General features: G+C 70.4%; 14 protein-coding genes. 3 read left to right on the forward strand and 11 right to left on the reverse strand.

All coding sequences use genetic code 11. The features are described from left to right. The first annotated feature begins 120 nt into the window (after nucleotides 1–120). On the forward strand, nucleotides 121–618 hold the full coding sequence (tamR, locus tag ACFQVC_RS18220; RefSeq protein WP_282541448.1) for a MarR family transcriptional regulator TamR: 498 nt from the start codon (nucleotides 121–123) through the stop codon (nucleotides 616–618). Here tamR and ACFQVC_RS18225 read toward each other — a convergent pair. From ACFQVC_RS18225 to galT, 4 genes are all read right to left on the reverse strand, one after another. Next, nucleotides 577–1,353 carry a LuxR C-terminal-related transcriptional regulator gene (locus ACFQVC_RS18225; protein WP_381831512.1) on the reverse strand — a complete coding sequence of 259 codons (777 nt, stop codon included), beginning with the start codon at nucleotides 1,351–1,353 and terminating at the stop codon, nucleotides 577–579. The genes tamR and ACFQVC_RS18225 overlap by 42 nt on opposite strands. A gap of 405 nt (nucleotides 1,354–1,758) precedes the next feature. Beyond that, nucleotides 1,759–2,910, reverse strand: a complete 1,152-nt coding sequence (galK, locus tag ACFQVC_RS18230) for a galactokinase (RefSeq protein WP_381831513.1) — start codon at nucleotides 2,908–2,910, stop codon at nucleotides 1,759–1,761. After that, entirely contained in the window at nucleotides 2,907–3,887 is a 981-nt protein-coding gene (galE, locus tag ACFQVC_RS18235; RefSeq protein WP_381831514.1) for a UDP-glucose 4-epimerase GalE, read from the reverse strand. Before galE ends, galK begins: the two co-directional genes overlap by 4 nt. Next, nucleotides 3,884–4,939, reverse strand: coding sequence for a galactose-1-phosphate uridylyltransferase (gene galT / locus ACFQVC_RS18240; protein ID WP_381831515.1), 1,056 nt, complete (start codon nucleotides 4,937–4,939; stop codon nucleotides 3,884–3,886). The genes galE and galT overlap by 4 nt, the downstream gene beginning before the upstream one ends. A gap of 193 nt (nucleotides 4,940–5,132) precedes the next feature. Between galT and ACFQVC_RS18245 the strand changes: the two genes are divergently transcribed. Next, on the forward strand, nucleotides 5,133–6,803 hold the full coding sequence (locus ACFQVC_RS18245; protein ID WP_381831516.1) for a sodium:solute symporter family protein: 1,671 nt from the start codon (nucleotides 5,133–5,135) through the stop codon (nucleotides 6,801–6,803). A gap of 20 nt (nucleotides 6,804–6,823) precedes the next feature. Next, the gene (locus ACFQVC_RS18250) at nucleotides 6,824–7,132 is read left to right on the forward strand and encodes a hypothetical protein (RefSeq protein WP_381831517.1); all 309 of its coding nucleotides are present in this window, start codon (nucleotides 6,824–6,826) and stop codon (nucleotides 7,130–7,132) included. A gap of 32 nt (nucleotides 7,133–7,164) precedes the next feature. Here ACFQVC_RS18250 and ACFQVC_RS18255 read toward each other — a convergent pair whose 3' ends face one another. The 7 genes from ACFQVC_RS18255 to rsmA all read right to left on the reverse strand — a co-directional run bounded on the left by ACFQVC_RS18255 (nucleotide 7,165) and on the right by rsmA (nucleotide 17,617). Next, nucleotides 7,165–7,893: a helix-turn-helix transcriptional regulator gene (locus ACFQVC_RS18255; protein WP_381831518.1), complete on the reverse strand. Its 729-nt coding sequence runs from the start codon at nucleotides 7,891–7,893 to the stop codon at nucleotides 7,165–7,167. Between the two features lie 221 nt (nucleotides 7,894–8,114). Beyond that, nucleotides 8,115–9,920: an outer membrane protein assembly factor BamB family protein gene (locus ACFQVC_RS18260; protein ID WP_381831519.1), complete on the reverse strand. Its 1,806-nt coding sequence runs from the start codon at nucleotides 9,918–9,920 to the stop codon at nucleotides 8,115–8,117. 72 nt (nucleotides 9,921–9,992) lie between these two features. Continuing rightward, nucleotides 9,993–11,789 carry an outer membrane protein assembly factor BamB family protein gene (locus tag ACFQVC_RS18265; protein ID WP_381831520.1) on the reverse strand — a complete coding sequence of 599 codons (1,797 nt, stop codon included), beginning with the start codon at nucleotides 11,787–11,789 and terminating at the stop codon, nucleotides 9,993–9,995. Nucleotides 11,790–12,065: 276 nt separating this feature from the next. After that, complete coding sequence (locus tag ACFQVC_RS18270) at nucleotides 12,066–13,898, reverse strand: ABC-F family ATP-binding cassette domain-containing protein (protein WP_381831521.1); 1,833 nt, start codon at nucleotides 13,896–13,898, stop codon at nucleotides 12,066–12,068. Nucleotides 13,899–14,324: 426 nt separating this feature from the next. Then, nucleotides 14,325–15,695, reverse strand: coding sequence for an acyltransferase family protein (locus ACFQVC_RS18275; RefSeq protein WP_381831522.1), 1,371 nt, complete (start codon nucleotides 15,693–15,695; stop codon nucleotides 14,325–14,327). Between the two features lie 86 nt (nucleotides 15,696–15,781). Continuing rightward, entirely contained in the window at nucleotides 15,782–16,687 is a 906-nt protein-coding gene (locus ACFQVC_RS18280; RefSeq protein WP_381831523.1) for a 4-(cytidine 5'-diphospho)-2-C-methyl-D-erythritol kinase, read from the reverse strand. Continuing rightward, nucleotides 16,688–17,617 (reverse strand): 16S rRNA (adenine(1518)-N(6)/adenine(1519)-N(6))-dimethyltransferase RsmA, encoded by a 930-nt coding sequence (gene rsmA / locus ACFQVC_RS18285; protein ID WP_381831524.1) that lies wholly within the window; start codon nucleotides 17,615–17,617, stop codon nucleotides 16,688–16,690. Nucleotides 17,618–17,683 lie beyond the last annotated feature (66 nt).

A 17,683-nucleotide genomic window follows, 5' to 3' on the forward strand; every position in this document is an offset into this window, starting at 1 on the left:
CTGCCAGGTGCGAGCTGCTGAAGCGGAAGGCACTTGCTTCGCCACGATGCCCATAGGGAACCCAGAGTATCTCTCGACGTCAAGAGACTTCACGTCGAGGGACCCACTACACTGATCGCCATGGAGGACGAGGTCGATCGGCTGGTCGCGGCATGGCGCAGAGAACGCCCTGACCTCGACGTGGAACCGCTCGAGGTGCTGAGCCGCGTGAGCAGACTCGCGCGCCATCTCGACCGGGCCCGCCGCCTTGCCTTCTCGGAGCACAATCTGGAGCCGTGGGAGTTCGACGTCCTCACGTCGCTCCGGCGTGCCGGGGCGCCCTACCAGCTCTCGCCCGGCCAGCTGCTCACCCAGACCCTGGTCACCTCCGGCACGATGACCAACCGGATCGACAGGCTCGCCAAGAAAGGCCTGGTGGAGCGCCTTCCGGACCCCAGCGACCGGCGCGGGGTCCTCGTCCGGCTCACCCCCGAGGGACGGGACCGGGCCGACCAGGCACTGGCCGGACTGCTCGACCAGGAGCGGGCCATCCTCGCGGAGCTGTCCCGGGCGCAGCGGGGTGAACTGGCGGGGTTGCTACGCCAGTTGACCGCCCCGTTCGACAACATCCCCGGCTAGGTCGACCGGGCCGACGCCCGCCCGCCGGGCGAGGGCGACGGCGGCGAGGGTGGAGTGCACCCCCAGCTTGCCGAGGACATTCTGCATATGGGTCCTGACGGTGTGCGGAGACAGGAACAGGCGCTCCGCGACGGCTTTGCGCCCCAGGCCCGCAACCATGCACCGCAGCACTTCGCGTTCACGCGGGGTGAGGGACTCCACCAGGCGCTCGCTCTCGGTGCGGTGCTTGCGCGCGGCGGTCAACTCCCGCAGTACGCCGGTGAGAAGCGCGGGCGGCAGATGTGTCTCGTCCCTGAGGACGCCGCGGATGACGGTGAGGAGCCGGGACAGGGAGCAGTCCTTGGCGACCCAGCCGGAGGCACCGGCCTGCAGCGCGAGGGCCGCCCGGCGCGGGTCGTCCTTCTCGGCGAGCACCACGGTGCGCACCGCAGGATGTGCCGAACGCACCCCGGTGACCAGGGAGATGCCGTCGACCAGGGCGTCGTCACCGCCGTCGCGCATATCGCGTACCGGCACCGCGGGGCGTGCGCCCACCGCCGCGGTGCCCAGGTCGGCGTCGACGAGCAGCACATCGAATCTGCGCCCTTCGGCCACTGCCCGCTCAAGGCAGCGCAAGGCCGCGGGGCCGCTGCCCGCTGCCGCCACGTCCACATCGGGCTCGGCCGCGAGTGCGGCCGCGAGCGATTCGGCGAAGATGCGATGGTCGTCGACGACCAGGACCCTGATTCGGACCACGTGATACCCCCAGGCTCCATGTTCCGGAGGGCGCTGGCCCCCGGACCCCCGGTGGGAGGCGGACTTCGGACTCGGCTCAGGTACGGCGCCCGAAGTGAGGATCACCGCAGTCGGCACGGCCGCCGCCGTGCTCTGACTGCTACCCCCACTCCGGGCGTCGTACCCGGCTGTCTCGCCCCCTGAACAGCACCGGCCCCCACCGGTGCTGTGCATCAGAGTACGGGCGGTCGCCAGGAGCGGAAGCCAAATTGCAGAACTGGTTGGCCGAGGTGTTCAAAGTGAGCCATTTGTTTCGAGTTGAGGCGCAAGTCGACAAGTTCCCTGCACCGGGCGCCGCTTGAGCGCCGCACCGGACGGCGCTTGAGCGCTGCGCCGGACGGCGCCCGTACTCCGTACCGGCGGCGCTCAGACCAGTCGGCGCGCCCCCGCGGAGGGCACCGCGGTGAACACGCGCGGGGCGGTGAAGCCGGCCTCGTCGAAGGCCGCCTCGACGGCCTTGGCCACCGTGTCGGCCGCGGCGTCCTCGACCAGGACGATCGCCGAGCCGCCGAAGCCGCCGCCGGTCATCCGCGCGCCGAGGGCCCCCGCCGTCAGGGCCGTGTCCACCACGAGGTCCAACTCGGGGCAGGAGATCCGGAAGTCGTCCCGCAGGGAGGCGTGGCCCGCCACCAGGACCGGCCCGATCGCCCGTACGTCACCGGCCGAGAGCAGCTCGATGACCCGCTCCACCCGGTGGTTCTCCGTGACGATATGGCGTACGAGACGGCGTACTTCCGCGGAGGTGAGGCGGTCGAGGGCCGCGGGCAGCTCCTCGTGCGGCACGTCCCGCAGCGCCGGTACGCCGAGTTCCGCCGCGCCCTGCTCGCAGCCCGCGCGCCGCTTGCCGTACTCGCCGTCGCTGTGGGCGTGCTTGACCTGGGTGTCCACGACGAGCAGGCGCAGGCCCAACGCGGCCAGGTCGAAGGGGACTTGCCGCTGGGAGAGGTCACGGGTGTCGAGGAACAGGGCATGGCCGTCCGTGCAGCAGGCCGAGGCCGTCTGGTCCATGATGCCGACGGGGGCGCCGACGTAGACGTTCTCCGCGCGCTGGCACAGCCGGGCGATGCGCCAGCGCTCCAGGCCGAGTTCGTACAGCTCGTTCAGGGCCATCGCGACCACCACCTGCAGGGCCGCCGACGAGGAGAGGCCGGCCCCGGTCGGGACCGTCGAGGCGATATGGATGTCCGCGCCGCCGATGGTGTGACCGGCGTCCGCCAGCGTCCACACCACGGCCGCCGGGTAGTTCGCCCAGCCGTCCTCGCGGCCCGGGGCCAGATCCGCGACCCGCAGCTCCACCGGGCCGCCCGGCATGTCCGCCGAGTGCACCCGGAGCACGCCGTCGTCGCGCCGCGCCACCGCCGCCACGGTGGTGTGCGGCAGCGCGAAGGGCATCACGAACCCGTCGTTGTAGTCGGTGTGTTCACCGATCAGGTTGACCCGCCCCGGTGCCGCCCAGACGCCTTCCGGCGCCCGTCCGTACAGCTCCTCGAAGGCTCCTGCCGTCTCCGTGCCGCTCACGCCGTACGTCCCTCCCTGCTCTGCGCGAACGCCCACGCGTCCGCGACGATGCCCGCGAGGTCCGCGCGGGACGGGTTCCAGCCGAGCCGCTCCCGCGCGGTGGCGGCGGAGGCGACCAGGACGGCCGGGTCGCCGCCCCGGCGCGGGGCCACCACCTCGGGGATGGGGTGCCCGGTGACGGCGCGCACGGTCTCGATGACCTCGCGGACCGAGAAGCCGTTGCCGTTGCCGAGGTTGCAGATCAGGTGCTCGCCGGGGCGGGCCGCCTCGACGGCGAGCAGATGGGCCTCGGCGAGGTCGGCGACGTGGATGTAGTCGCGTACGCAGGTGCCGTCCGGCGTCGGGTAGTCGTCACCGAAGACCGAGATCGCCTCGCGCCTGCCCTGGGCGACCTGCAGGACCAGCGGGATGAGGTGCGACTCGGGGTCGTGGCGCTCGCCGAACTCGCCGTAGGCGCCCGCCACGTTGAAGTAGCGCAGCGACACCGCGGCCAGGCCGTGGGCACCGCACTCGCCGGTGATCATGTGGTCGACGGCGAGCTTCGAGGCGCCGTAGGGGTTGGTCGGCGCGGTCGGGGCGCTCTCCTCGATGGGGACCCCGGCCGGCTCGCCGTAGGTCGCGGCCGTGGAGGAGAAGACCAGCTTGCGGACGCCCGCCGTGCGCATCGCGGCGAGCAGCGCCATGGTGCCGCCGACGTTGTTGTCCCAGTACTTCTCGGGCTTGACGACGGACTCGCCGACCTGCGAGAAGGCGGCGAAGTGCAGCACGGCGTCATACGCCGGCTCACCAGCTCCGAGCCACTTCGCGGCGTCCCGGATGTCGCCCTCGATGAACTCGGCGCCCGCGGGCACCCCCTCGCGGAAGCCGGTGGAGAGGTTGTCGAGCACCGTCACCTCGTGACCGGCCTCCAGGAGATGGGCGGCCACCACGCTGCCCACATAGCCCGCACCGCCGGTGACCAGGTACTTCCCGCTCATGAACTCGCTACCTCTCGCAGTCGCTCGGCCGCGGTCTCCGGCGGCACATCGTTGATGAACACGCTCATGCCGGATTCGGAACCCGCGAGGAACTTCAGCTTGCCGGAAGTGCGGCGAATGGTGAAAAGCTCGAGGTGGAGTGCGAAGTCGTCACGGTTGACGCCGTACTCCTCCAGAGTGCCGAACGGCGCCTGATGCCAGGCGGCGATATACGGCGTGGGCGGTTCGGCGGGACCGAAGATCCGGTCGAAGCGCTTCAAGAGTTCCAGATAGAGCTGTGGGAACTCTGTGCGCGCGGCGTCGTCGAGCGCGAGCAGGTCGGGCACCCGCCGCTTGGGGTGCAGATGCACTTCGTACGGCCAGTGGGCGGCGTAGGGGACGAACGCCACCCAGTGCTCGCCCTCCAGGACGACGCGGTCACCGGCGAGTTCCTCGGCGAGCACGTCGTCGAAGAGGTTGCGTCCGGTCTTCGCCTTGTGCGCGCCGAGCGAGCGCAGCATCAGGTCCGTGCGCGGGGTGGTGTCGGGATAGGCGTAGATCTGCCCGTGGGGGTGGCCGAGGGTCACACCGATCTCGGCGCCGCGGTTCTCGAAGCAGAAGACCTGCCTGACCGCGTCCAGGTGGGAGAGCTCGGCCGTGCGGTCCGTCCAGGCCTCCAGGACGAGCGCCGCCTGTGCCTCGGTGAGGTCGGCGAACGAGGCGTCGTGGTCCGAGGTGAAGCAGACCACCTCGCAGCGCCCGGAGTCCCCGGCGAGCGAGGGGAAGCGGTTCTCGAAGACCACCACGTCGTACGAGGAGTCGGGGATCTCGCTGAGCCGCTCACCGGACGAGGGGCACAGCGGGCACTCGTCGGCCGGCGGGTGGTAGGTGCGCCCCTGGCGGTGTGAGGCGATGGCGACGAAGTCGCCGAGCAGGGGGTCCTCGCGGATCTCCGACGTGGTGGAGATGGGGTCGAGGGGCCGCAGGTCGGGCGCCTCGCGCACCCCGTCGTCGCGCAGGTCGTAGTAGATGAGCTCACGACCGTCGGCGAGCCGGGTCGAGGTCTTCTTCACGTAGGGACTCCCCATCAGGTCCACCAAACATAAGCAAACACAAGAAACCACGAAGCAACACCGCGGTCAAGGCACAACCAGGCCACCGCCCGATCACGATCAAACAAAGAACACCAACAGAAGTGTTCAGTTTCTAAAGCTTCAGGCGTAGGTTCCGGACAGATCAGTTCGCGCGACGAAGCGAGAGAACCCCATGCAATACCTGGCCGAAGGGCTTCGGCTCCCCACAAACTGGCTGGACTACACGCTCCTGGCGATCTACTTCGCCGTGGTCCTCGGCATCGGGTTCGCCGCCCGGCGGAGCGTGAAGACGAGCCTCGACTTCTTCCTCTCGGGACGCTCCCTGCCTGCCTGGGTCACAGGGCTCGCCTTCGTGGCGGCGAACCTCGGCGCCACCGAGATCCTGGGCATGGCGGCCACCGGCGCGCAGTACGGCGTCGCCGTCGTGCACTGGTACTGGGTCGGCGCCATCCCGGCCATGGTCTTCCTCGGCCTGGTGATGATGCCGTTCTACTACGGCTCCAAGGTCCGAAGCGTTCCCGAGTTTCTGCTGCAGCGATTCGACAAGTCCGCACATCTTCTGAGCTCGGCGCTGTTCGCTTTCGCCTCGATCCTGATCGCGGGAGTCAACCTCTACGCCCTGTCGATCGTCGTCGAGGCGCTGCTCGGCTGGCCGCAGTGGGTGTCGATCGTCGTCGCCGGGTTCTTCGTCCTCGCGTACATCACCATCGGCGGTCTCTCCTCGGCGATCTACAACGAGGTCCTGCAGTTCTTCGTGATCCTCGCGGCCCTGATCCCGCTCACCCTGCTCGGCCTCAAGCGCGTCGGCGGCTGGGACGGTCTGACCGGCTCGCTCGCCAAGCAGCACGGCGACAACTTCCTCACCGCATGGGGCGGTACGGGCATCGGGGACGCCAACCCGCTCGGCGCCAACTGGCTGACCATCGTGCTCGGCCTGGGCTTCGTCCTCTCCTTCGGCTACTGGACGACCAACTTCGCCGAGGTGCAGCGCGCCCTGTCCGCGAAGAACCTCTCGGCCGCCAAGCGCACCCCGCTGATCGCCGCCTTCCCGAAGATCTTCATCGTCTTCATCGTGATGATCCCCGGCCTGGTCGCCGCGGTCCTGGTGCCGAAGATCGGTACGCCCGGCTCCGACCTCACGTACAACGACGCGATTCCGCTGCTCATGCAGGAGCTGCTGCCGAACGGTGTGCTCGGTATCGCCGTCACCGGTCTGCTCGCCGCGTTCATGGCGGGCATGGCGGCCAACGTCTCGTCCTTCAACACCGTGTTCACGGCGGACATCTGGGCGAAGTACGTGGTCAAGGGCCGTGAGGACACGTACTACTTGAAGTTCGGGCGCCTGATCACCGCGATCGGTGTGCTGGCCTCGATCGGTACGGCCTTCCTGGCCGCCAGCTTCAGCAACATCATGGGGTATCTGCAGACCCTGTTCTCCTTCTTCAACGTGCCGATGTTCGTGGTGTTCATCATCGGTATGTTCTGGAAGCGGGCCTCGATGAAGTCCGGTGTGTGGGGCCTGGTCGCGGGCACCACGGCCGCGATGGTCAACTACTTCTGGATCTACAAGCAGGGCGTCATCGACATACCCACCGACCAGGGCGCGAACTTCGTCTCCGCGATCGTCGGCTTCGTCGCCGGTGCCACGGTGATGGTGCTCGTCACCCTCTTCACCGCACCCAAGCCGGAGGCCGAGCTCGCCGGTCTGGTGTACGGCACGAAGTCGCCCGGCATGGCGGAGCTCCCGGAGGAGGGCGACGAGGCGTGGTACCGCAAGCCGGCGCTGCTCGGCTGGGGTGCCATCGTGCTTGCCGCCGCCTGCTACATCCCGTACTCCTTCTGACCTGATCGGAGGCACCGAAAATGTCTGAACTGCAGCGCGAAGTCTCCGAGTTGGAGGCCAAGTCCGCCACCGCCGCCCGTCTCTTCGACATCCGGCGGATCATCGGCGGCCTGTTCGTGGTCTACGGCGTGATCGTGACGATCGCCGGGATCACCGCGTCCGACGCCGATCTGAAGAAGGCCCAGGACATCAACATCAATCTGTGGACCGGGCTCGGCATGCTCGCCCTCGGCCTGTTCTTCCTGGTCTGGCTGAAGCTGCGCCCGGTGGCGCCGCCCACGCCGGCGGAGGAGGCCGCGGCGGCCCCCTCCTCACCCTCCGCCGAGTAACACCCCGTAACACCCCTGCGCGGGGCCGGAGTTCACCTCTCGGGTGTCTCCGGCCCCGTCGGCGTTCCGTTGTTCTCCCCGCGGACCGCGCTGACCATCGGGCCGGCGCGCTCCAGGAGTCCGGTGCGGGCGGCGAGCGCGGCCGCCTCGAGTCTGGAGCCGACGCCGAGCTTCATCAGCACCCGCTGGACATGCGTACGCGCCGTGCTCGGCGCTATCCCCATGCCCGCCGCGATCAGCCGGGTGTCCTCGCCGTCCGCGACCCGCACCAGGACCTCGACCTCGCGCGGCGTGAGCATCTGAAGCAGCCGCTGGCCCTCGTCGTCGGGCTGCGCGGCCGGGTTGAGCAGCTCGGAGAACGCGCCCTGCAGCAGCTGCGGCGCCACCGCGGCCTCCCCGGCCCTGGCCTTCATGATGGCGCGCTCCACACCCTCGATGCGCTCGTCATGGCGTACGTAACCGGAAGCTCCCGCGGCGAACGCGGCGGCTATCCCGCGCGGTGACGGCACCGGGCCGAGGACGAGCACGGCCACCTGTGGCCGCTCGCGTTTGATCCGCACCACCGGGTCGAAGATGCCCGGCTCCGCGGGCATCGCCGTGCCCATCAGGCACACCTCGGGCGCGCGCTGCACCACGAGTTCGGCCGCACCGGCGGCGGGCGCGGCCGCCGCGAGCACCCGGTGACCGCGTAGTTTCAGCGCCGAGGCGAGCGCCTCGGCGAGCAGTCGGTGGTCATCGACCACCATGAGCCGCACACCCATCGAGCAACCCCCCAAATCCCCCACCGACCCCATTGAGCGGGAGCCCCCCGGCCCTCCATGCCCCGGAAGCTACACGCTTGTTCGACGTTGCGCGCCCCCTACCGGCCAGAAGCCGCTCGGAATGCGGAAATTCCCGCTATACGGGGCTGATAGGGGTAGGGAAACGCAGGTCGGCCGCCCCCGAGGGAGCGGCCGATCTGTGGTGGCGGAATCCGTGCGCGTCAGCTCGTACCGAAAGCGACGAACAGGTTGTTGGTGGTGTCGAGGTCACTCGGCTTCGACATCAGCTCGTCGGCGAGGAAGAGCCTGCCGTTGCCATAGAGCATCTCGGCCCCGTCGGGCAGTGAGTACTGCGTCTCCACATCGCGGATCTCGCGCTCCGACGGATTCTCCAGGAGCACCGTCTGCTTGCCGCTCTTCGGGTCGATGGTGACGACCTGACCGCCCTTGTCGTACGGCGGTTCCTTGTAGGCGAGCAGGTTGGAGCCGTCCATCCGCAGCGGCAGGATCTTGTACCGGTCCCCCGCGTCGATCTTGCTGCCGACCTGCTTTCCGCTGTCGAGGTCGAAGGCGACGACCTCGTTGGTGGTGCCGGCCGCGCTGCTGCCCTGGTGGTCGGCGGTCGGGACGTACACACGGTTGCCGCCGACGGCGACGCCCACGCAGTCCTGGACCAGGTTCACCTCGCAGTCGAGCTGGTACTTGCCGTCCTCCAGGACCGCCTTGCCGCGCAGCTTGCCGCCGTCGTCGAGGGCGAAGATATCGGTGACGCCGGATGCGGTGATCCCGCCCGAGTCGACCCCGAAGACCACCGGCTTGGTGGACATCACCTTGGCGTTGTCGATGCCGTCGGGCAGCTTGTACGTCCACTTGGGCGTGCCGGAGGCCGGGTCGATCAGCTGGACCTCCACGCGCGGGTCGCTGTACGAACCGCACTCGCGCACCGCGACCATCTGCTCGCCGCCCGCGTAACCGGCGTCCTTGCAGGTGTCGTTGGGCTCGGGCGCCCAGCGCTTCTCACCGGACTTGAGGTCCCAGGCCGCGCCGCCGTCGGTGCCGCCGCCGGCCGCCACGGTGCCCTGGGAGATCACGACTTCCTGGAAGTCGGCCTTCGAGCTGCCGTCCGAGATGTTCTTCTGCCAGAGCTTCTCGCCGGACTTGAGGTCGAACACGGCGACCTCGCTACAGCCGTTGTAGTCCTTCTTGCCGGCCGCCTCGAAGACGACGGCGGCCAGGCCGTCGCCGGAGACCTGGCGCGAACCGGCGCACGTCGGACCGGAGAGCGGCAGCGTCCACTTCGGCTTGCCGCTCGCGACGTCATAGCCGACGATCTTGCTTTCGCCGCTCTTCGCGTACACCTCGTCGGTGAGCCAGGAGCCCTTCACGCTCAGGGTCTTGTCGGCGCCCACCTTGGGCCCCTGGGCCTGATAGATGATCTTCGCCGAGGTGTCGGACGGCACCTTCTCCGCACCGCCGGTGCCCGCGGGCCCCTCGCCGCCCTTCTCGCCCCCGGTGGCACCGCCCGACGACTTGCTCTCGTCCTTCTTGCCGTCGTCACCGGAGGACTTGGCGAACCAGATGCCGCCGCCCACGATCAGCGCCACCGCGACGACCGCGGCAACGATGATCATCAGCTGGCTGTTGGGCTGCTTGCCGCCCGGGCCGCCGGGCCCGCCGGGTGGCGGCGGAGGCGTGCCGTAAGGCTGCTGCTGATACGCGCCGTACTGCGGCTGCTGGCCCGGGTAGCCGTAGCCACCGGGCTGGCCGGGCGGCGGGGTGCCAGGGGCGGCGGGCGGCGGGGTGCCGGCCTTGCCGGGGGCCTGGTTCGGAGCCTGGCCCGGCGCCTGCGGGTAGCCGTAGCCGGGCTGTGCCGGGGGCGGGGTGCCCGGCGGCGGGGGCGGCGTCGGGGCGCCGTAGCCGCCCGGCGGGGGCGGCGTGGGCGCGCCGAAGCCGCCGGGTGGCGGGTCCTGCGGGGCGCCGAAGCCGCCCTTGGGGGGTTCGTTGGGCGGCTGGGGCGGCTGCGTCATGGCGTATCTACCTCTGCGGTACGGGACTTGGGGACGGCTCTGGAGAACCAGGGGGACGAACGGCGCAGCGGCTCACTCACCGAAGGACAGCATCCGGGGCTCTTCCTCGCCGTCCTTGCCCATGAGGCGGCTGGGCGTGGCGTAGAAGCGGCCGTCCGCGTAGGCCATCCGTCCCATGCCGACCATGGTGTTCTCCATGCTCGCCGCGGACTGCGGGTGCTGCAGGAGCACCTTGGGCTTACCGCCGCCGGGCCCGAACTGCACGGTCTGGCCCGCCTTTTCGAAGGTCGGCTCGACATACGCGACCAGGTTGCCGGAGTCGTCCATGGACAGCGGGAGCAGCGAGCGCGGCTCGTCGGTCTTGCCCCGCCACTTGGGCTTGCCGGAGTTCAGGTCGAAGGCGACGATCTCGTTGCTGCGGTCGAAGTCGCCGGACTTCTTCTCCTCGGTCGCCATGAAGAACAGGTCGTCCGATGCCACCATGCCCACGCAGCTCTGCAGTTCCTTCTCCAGGATCGACATGCCGCAGCGTGGCTGGAAGGAGTCCTTGCCGCCGTCGAGCTGCGAGCGGACCTTGCCGTTGTCCTTGAACGCGACGATGTTCCAGGTCTTCTTGTCACGGTTGGTCAGCGAGACGACCAGCGGCTTGACCGAGTAGACCTTCTGCACCTCGTAGCCCTTGGGCGTGCGGTAACGCCACTTGACCTTGCCGGACTTGGGGTCGATCCCCTTGAGCTGCTCGTTCTTGTCGGGCGTCGTGAGGCAGGAGTCCACGCCGAGCAGGATGTCGCCGTCGGCCGCGAAGGAGCTGGGGAAGCAGCCCTGGTCCTTCTTGAGGGTGTACTGCTCCTTGCCGTCGCTGAGGCGGTAGGCGGAACCTGTCTGGGAGCGGGCGACCATCACGTTCTCGCCGGCCATCTCCAGGTCGAGGGTGACGGTGGAGTCGAAGAGACCGCCGGTCTCGGACTTCTTCTGCCAGCCCTTCTCACCCGAGTTGAGGTCGATCATCTGGAGCTGGTTGCACTTGCTCTTGTCCTGGCTGTCGCTGTCCTTGTACGCGACGACGACCTTGCCTTCGGGCGAGGGGCGCGGCGGGGTGTCGCACACCTGGTGCGGCAGCTTGACGCTCCACTTCTTCGCGCCGTCGCTCGCTCCGTAGGCGGTGACTTCCTTGTACCCGGCCTGGATGACATTGTCGCCGACGGTCCAGATGTCCATCAGCTCGGCGCCGTTGCGCGGGGTGTCCTGGTCGTTCTTGGCCATCCAGACCTTGGCCTCGCCGTCCTTGCGGCCGGCGTTGAGGTCGTCCTCGCCGCCGTCGCGGGAGCCCGCGGTCTCGTCGCCCGAGCCGGTGGGCTTGCCGTCGTCGCCCTTCTTCTCCTTGGCGACGGGCTTCTTGGGGTCGTCGTCACCGCTGGTCGCGAACCAGACACCGCCGCCGATGACCAGAACCGCGGCGAGGGCGGCACCGATGATCACGGCGGGCTTGCCCTTGAAGAAGTTGCCGGGACCGCCTCCCTGACCGCCGGGACCGGGCGCGGGTGCGCCGGGGTACTGCGGCTGCTGCGGGTAGCCGTAGGGGCCCTGGCCGGGCGGGGGCGGCGGCGTACCGGGAGCGGCCGGCCGGCCGTAGGGTCCCGGCTGCTGCTGCGCGTACGGGTTGTCCGCGACGGGCTGCTGGCCCTGCGGGTAGCCGTACCCGGGCTGCCCGCCCTGCGGATAGCCGTACCCGGGCTGTGCGGGCGGCGGCGTGGACGGCGGCGCCGGCGGAACCGGAGGCTGCTGCGGCGGCTGCTGTCCTTGCTGAGGGTCCTGCGGAGTCCCGGAACCGCCCGGTGGCTGGGGCGGCTGGCTTGGCGGCTGACTCATCAGCGGTGTACCTCTTCACACGGGTCCGCTGCCCGACCGGCCTCCCCCGCAATTCCGTTGGTCAAATCCCCCCGGAAAGGAGCGAATCGGGCATGGTTCCCGCAACTCTGTGTCTGTCGAGCGGGAGTTCTTTCTACCACTCGCCCACCACCGCCAAAGGCCCCGGCCGCCCCCTGTTCCCAAGGGAGGACCGGGTCGTGATGCCGTCGTTACTGAGCCACCGGGGCGTGAAACCGCCCTCGCCGGGGTGACGCCGACGTCAGCCGCGGGCGTTCCTCAGTCCGCGTCCTCCGCGAGCTCCAGCCAGCGCATTTCCAACTCCTCACGCTCCGCGGCCAGTTCACGCAGCTCGGTGTCGAGTTTCGCCACGCGGTCGAAATCGGTGGCGTTCTCCGCGATCTGGGCGTGCAGCTTGGTCTCCTTCTCGGAGATCTTGTCCAACTGACGCTCGATCTTCTGGAGTTCCTTCTTGGCGGCGCGGCCCTCCTTGGACGACACCGCCGCGGAGGACCTCGCCGGGGCGGCGGCGGACGCGGCGGCCGGGGTGGAGACGGCGGCCGGGGCGGGCGCCTGCGTCATCCGCTGCCGGCGCTCCAGATACTCCTCGATGCCGCGCGGCAGCATCCGCAGCGTGCCGTCGCCGAGCAGCGCGAACACCCGGTCCGTGGTGCGCTCGACGAAGAACCGGTCGTGGGAGATGACCACCATCGACCCGGGCCAGCCGTCGAGTACGTCCTCGAGCTGGGTGAGCGTCTCGATGTCCAGGTCGTTGGTGGGCTCGTCGAGGAAGAGGACGTTCGGCTCGTCCATGAGCAGCCGGAGCAGCTGCAGCCGGCGGCGCTCACCGCCCGACAGATCACCGACGGGCGTCCACTGCTTCTCCTTGCTGAAGCCGAACTGCTCGCACAGCTGGCCCGCGGTCATCTCCCGGCCCTTGCCGAGGTCGACGCGGTCGCGCACCTGCTGCACGGCCTGCAGCACCCGCAGGGAGGGGTCCAACTCGGCGACTTCCTGGGAGAGATACGCCAGCTTCACCGTCTTGCCGACGACGATCCGGCCGGCGGCGGGCTGCTCGTCGCCCTGCGTACGGGCGGCCGTGGCGAGCGCGCGGAGCAGCGAGGTCTTGCCCGCGCCATTCACGCCGACCAGGCCGATCCGGTCGCCGGGTCCGAGCTGCCAGGTCAGATGCTTGAGCAGCACCTTCGGGCCCGCCTGTACGGTCACGTCCTCCAGGTCGAAGACCGTCTTGCCGAGCCGGGTGCTGGCGAACTTCATCAGCTCGCTGGTGTCGCGCGGCGGCGGCACGTCCTTGATCAGCTCATTGGCGGCCTCGACCCGGAAGCGCGGCTTGGAGGTACGGGCGGGGGCGCCGCGGCGCAGCCAGGCCAGCTCCTTGCGGACCAGGTTCTGCCGCTTGGTCTCCTCGGTGGCCGCGATGCGCTCGCGCTCGGCCCGCGCGAAGACGTAGTCGCTGTAGCCGCCCTCGTACTCGTAGACCGTGCCCTTCTGTACGTCCCACATCCGGGTGCAGACCTGGTCGAGGAACCAGCGGTCGTGGGTGACGCAGACGAGTGCGGAGCGCCGCTCGCGCAGATGCCGGGCGAGCCACGAGATGCCCTCGACGTCGAGGTGGTTGGTGGGCTCGTCGAGGACGATCAGGTCCTGGTCCTCGATGAGCAGCTTGGCGAGCGCGATCCGGCGCCGCTCACCGCCGGAGAGCGGGCCGATGACGGTGTCGAGGCCGCGCTCGAAGCCGGGCAGGTCGAGTCCGCCGAAGAGTCCGGTGAGTACGTCGCGGATCTTGGCGTTGCCCGCCCACTCGTGGTCGGCCATATCGCCGATGACCTCGTGCCGCACGGTGGCCTCGGGGTCGAGCGAGTCGTGCTGGGTGAGCACGTCGAGGCGCAGGCCGCCGCTGTGCGTGACCCGGCCGCTGTCGGCCTCCTCCAGCTTGGCGAGCATCCGGATGAGGGTGGTCTTGCCGTCGCCGTTGCGGCCGACGACGCCGATGCGGTCGCCCTCGGAGACGCCGAGGGAGACCGAGTCGAGCAGGGCACGGGTGCCGTACACCTTGCTGACTGCCTCGACATTGACCAGATTGACGGCCATTTCACTCCTGGGACGGGGATCGATCGACGTCCCAGCGTAGTCGTCGGGCGAGGGGTGTTGCTCCGGTCACGGTTTGTACCCCTTTTGGCACCCTGCGGCGCCCTGCGGCGAGGCTCGGCCTTTCAGTCGCCCTGCGGCGAGGCTCGGCCTTTTCGGTCGCCCTGCGGCGAGGCTCGGCCTTTCAGTCGCCCTGCGGCGAGGCTCGCCTTTCCAGTCGCCCTGCGGCGAGGCTCGGCCTTTCCAGTCGCCCTGCGGCGAGGCTCGGCCGATCGCCCTTCGGGCTCGTCCTCAATCGCCGGACGGGCTCTTGATGCGACCGCCACCCGGGCTCTACCGAAGCTCGCCGGACCGGCCCTTGATGCGACCACCACCCGGGCTCTAGCGGAGCTCGCCGGACCGGCCCTTGATGCGACCGCCACCCGGGCTCTACCGAAGCTCGCCGGACCGGCCCTTGATGCGACCGCCGGAAAGACTGGGCTTGCCCGCCAGTTCCACCAGGAGCCATCCTCCCAGCGCCATCAGTACCGCTGTCGGGGCCGTTACCGGGAGGGCTATCAGGAGGGCCGTGCGGCCCTCCAGGAGGCCGGCGAAGCCGACCATGGACAGGCCGAGTACGCCCAGGAGGCACAGCGTGACGCCGGTCGCCGACAGCGGGCCCGCGGCCGGGCCCGGGGTGCCGGGTTCGCGTGCGGGTACGGGGCGCTCGAAGCGGCGGAAGACGGCGACGAGAAGTGCCGTCACCGCGGCGGCGGCCGCCATCCGCAGGGGTACCTGCGCCCACCAGGCGGCGGTCGCGGGCTGCGGGAGCCGGATGCCGAGGGCGAGCAGCGCGGCGTAGACCCCGAGCATCGCGGTGAGGTGCCACAGGAAGGCCGTCATGGCGACACCGCTCGCGGCGATCACCCCGCGCCACACCTTCGGCCGCCGCAGCCAGCGGGTGGCGGGCCCGCGCAGCAGCTCCACGGCGCCGACCAGCCACAGGCCGTGGCAGAGCAGCGCGAAGGTGGGCGGGGCCATGTTGGATATCCGCTCGCCCGGCATGCCGACCATCGACAGCGGATACGGGCCGAACGCCACCAGCGCCGCCGCCCCCGCGAGCCCGCAGGCCGCGAGCGCCGCCGGGGCCCGCAGCCGGCCGTCGGCGCGCAGAAAGCCCAGCTGGTGCACGGCGAGCCAGACGAAGGCGAAGTTCAGGAACTCCACGTACGGGACGCCGCCCGCGAACCGCAGCAGGTCCACGGCGCCGGCCGCCGCGACGAGCGCGCCGAAGGCGCCCCAGCCCCAGCGTTCGTGCGCCCTCATCAGCGGCGGCGTGAACGCCACCATGGCCAGGTAGATCCCGATGAACCACAGCGGCTGGGTCACCAGACGCAGCGTCGCGTCCACCAACCCGCCGCCCGCGCCCATGAGTTGAACGAGGAGGGCAGCGGCGCCCCACACCAGGACGAAGACCAGCGTGGGCCGCAGGAGCCGCTGCAGACGGGCCCGCAGGAACGCCGGATACACCTGGCCCGAGGGCGACTTGTGGCGCAGTGAGCGATACGACAGGGCGTGCGCGAAACCGCCGACGAAGAAGAAGACCGGCATGATCTGCAGGGCCCAGGTGAGCGGTTGCAGGCCGGGCACGACGGCGAGCAGATTCCCCACCTCGACCTGTCCGTCGCTCCCGACGGCCACGGCCGCCATCAGCCAGTGCCCGAGCACGACGGTGCCGAGCGAGGCGACGCGCAACAGGTCGATATAGCGGTCCCGGGTCGCGGGGGTGGCCGCGGCGAGCGTGCCGACGCTTGAGTCCATGCCCGTACGGTCGCGGGCGCGGGCGGCGGGGCATCAGGGTGCGCGTACTCAGATGGGTCTGAGTACGCGAGCGCCCTCGACCGGCCCTACACCGCCGGCGCCACCACGGTCGCGCCCGGCGCCGGGGCGAGGGCGACCCGTACGGACCGGCAGGTGTCCGAGGCCAGGAGCGCCTCGGCGACGGACTCCGCGGACTCCGCGTCCTTCGCCAGGAACGCCGTCGTCGGCCCCGAGCCCGACACCAGGGCCGCCAGGGCGCCGCCCTCGCCGCCCGCCGTCAGCGTCTGCCGCAGGGAGGGGAACAGGGAAAGCGCCGCGGGCTGCAGGTCGTTGCCCACCGTCTCCGCGAGGGCCGTGGCGTCACCGAGGCGCAGGGCCTCGGTCAGCTCGGGCGACGCCTCGGGCACCGGCACCTCGCGCCCTTCCCAGAGTCGGTCGAACTCGCCGTACACGGCGGGCGTGGAGAGCCCTCCGTCGGCGAGCGCGAACACCCAGTGGAAGGTGCCGCCGACCTCGAGGGGTGTCAGCTGCTCACCGCGGCCGGTGCCGAGCGCCGCGCCGCCGATCAGGCTGAACGGCACATCGCTGCCCAACTCGGCGCAGATGGCGAGGAGTTCGTCGCGGGGGGTGCCCAGGCCCCACAGTTCGTCGCAGGCGAGCAGCGCACCCGCGCCGTCCGCGCTGCCGCCCGCCATGCCGCCCGCGACGGGGATGTCCTTGGCGATATGGATGTGCACATCGGCGGACCGGCCACTGCGCCCGGCCAGGGCGAGCGCCGCCCGGGCCGCCAGGTTCGAGTGGTCCAGGGGGACTTGGTGGGCGTCGGGTCCCGAGCAGGTGATCCGCAGACGGTCCGCGGGGGTCACCGTCACCTCGTCGTAGAGGCCGACGGCGAGAAACACATTGGCCAGGTCGTGGAAGCCGTCGGCCCGTGCGCCGCCGACGGCGAGCTGGACGTTGACCTTGGCGGGCACACGTACCGTCACACTCACTTACGCATCTCCCCGGTTCTCCGCGACCTGGTTCTCCGCGACCTTGCTCTCGGCGCTCTTGCTCTCGGCGCTCTTGTTTTCCGCGATCTTCGCGAACTGCTCGACGGTGAGGGACTCCCCGCGCGCCTGCGGCGAGACGCCGGCCGCGACCAGGGCGGCCTCGGCGGCGGCTGCCGAGCCCGCCCAGCCGGAGAGCGCGGCGCGCAGGGTCTTGCGGCGCTGTGCGAAGGCGGCGTCGACGACGGCGAACACCTCGTCCCTCGACGCGGTGGTCCTGACCGGCTCGGTGCGCCGCACCAGGGACACCAGGCCGCTGTCCACGTTCGGCGCGGGCCAGAAGACATTGCGCCCGATGGCGCCGGCCCGCTTCACCTCCGCGTACCAGTTGGCCTTCACGGACGGCACGCCGTACACCTTCGAGCCGGGCGCGGCCGCGAGCCGGTCGGCGACCTCGGACTGCACCATCACCAGGGTGCGTTCGATGCTCGGGAAGGTGGCGAGCATATGCAGCAGCACGGGCACGGCCACGTTGTACGGAAGGTTCGCGACCAGGGCCGTGGGCGCGGGCCCCGGCAGTTCGCCGACCACCATCGCGTCGGAGTGGACGAGGGAGAAGCGGTCGGCGCGGTCCGGCAGCCGGGCGGCGATGGTGGCCGGCAGCGCCGCGGCCAGGACATCGTCGATCTCGACGGCGGTGACCCGGTCCGCGGTCTCCAGGAGCGCAAGGGTCAGGGAGCCGAGCCCGGGGCCGACCTCGACGACCACGTCGTCCGCGCGGACCTCGGCGGTACGCACGATCCTGCGGACCGTGTTGGCGTCGATGACGAAGTTCTGGCCGCGCTGCTTGGTGGGGCGCACCCCCAGGGCGGCGGCCAGTTCACGGATGTCGGCCGGCCCGAGAAGGGCTTCGGGACTTGCGCTGTTGCTCACGGGTCCAAGGGTAAGCGGCGCCCCGCCCGCCGCCGTACCCAAGCTCGGCGCGAGGGCCCGCACAGC

It is taken from the genome of Streptomyces monticola, assembly GCF_042665355.1.
Classification (GTDB): domain Bacteria; phylum Actinomycetota; class Actinomycetes; order Streptomycetales; family Streptomycetaceae; genus Streptomyces; species Streptomyces monticola.

Bases quoted from the DNA above. Each gene is read 5' to 3' on its own strand.
- ACFQVC_RS18250 (WP_381831517.1), top strand. From the start codon at position 6,824: ATGTCTGAACTGCAGCGCGAAGTCTCCGAGTTGGAGGCCAAGTCCGCC.
- galE (WP_381831514.1), bottom strand. From the start codon at position 3,887: ATGAGCGGGAAGTACCTGGTCACCGGCGGTGCGGGCTATGTGGGCAGC.
- ACFQVC_RS18260 (WP_381831519.1), bottom strand. From the start codon at position 9,920: ATGACGCAGCCGCCCCAGCCGCCCAACGAACCCCCCAAGGGCGGCTTC.
- ACFQVC_RS18265 (WP_381831520.1), bottom strand. From the start codon at position 11,789: ATGAGTCAGCCGCCAAGCCAGCCGCCCCAGCCACCGGGCGGTTCCGGG.
- ACFQVC_RS18245 (WP_381831516.1), top strand. From the start codon at position 5,133: ATGCAATACCTGGCCGAAGGGCTTCGGCTCCCCACAAACTGGCTGGAC.
- ACFQVC_RS18255 (WP_381831518.1), bottom strand. From the start codon at position 7,893: ATGGGTGTGCGGCTCATGGTGGTCGATGACCACCGACTGCTCGCCGAG.
- tamR (WP_282541448.1), top strand. From the start codon at position 121: ATGGAGGACGAGGTCGATCGGCTGGTCGCGGCATGGCGCAGAGAACGC.
- ACFQVC_RS18270 (WP_381831521.1), bottom strand. From the start codon at position 13,898: ATGGCCGTCAATCTGGTCAATGTCGAGGCAGTCAGCAAGGTGTACGGC.
- ACFQVC_RS18275 (WP_381831522.1), bottom strand. From the start codon at position 15,695: ATGGACTCAAGCGTCGGCACGCTCGCCGCGGCCACCCCCGCGACCCGG.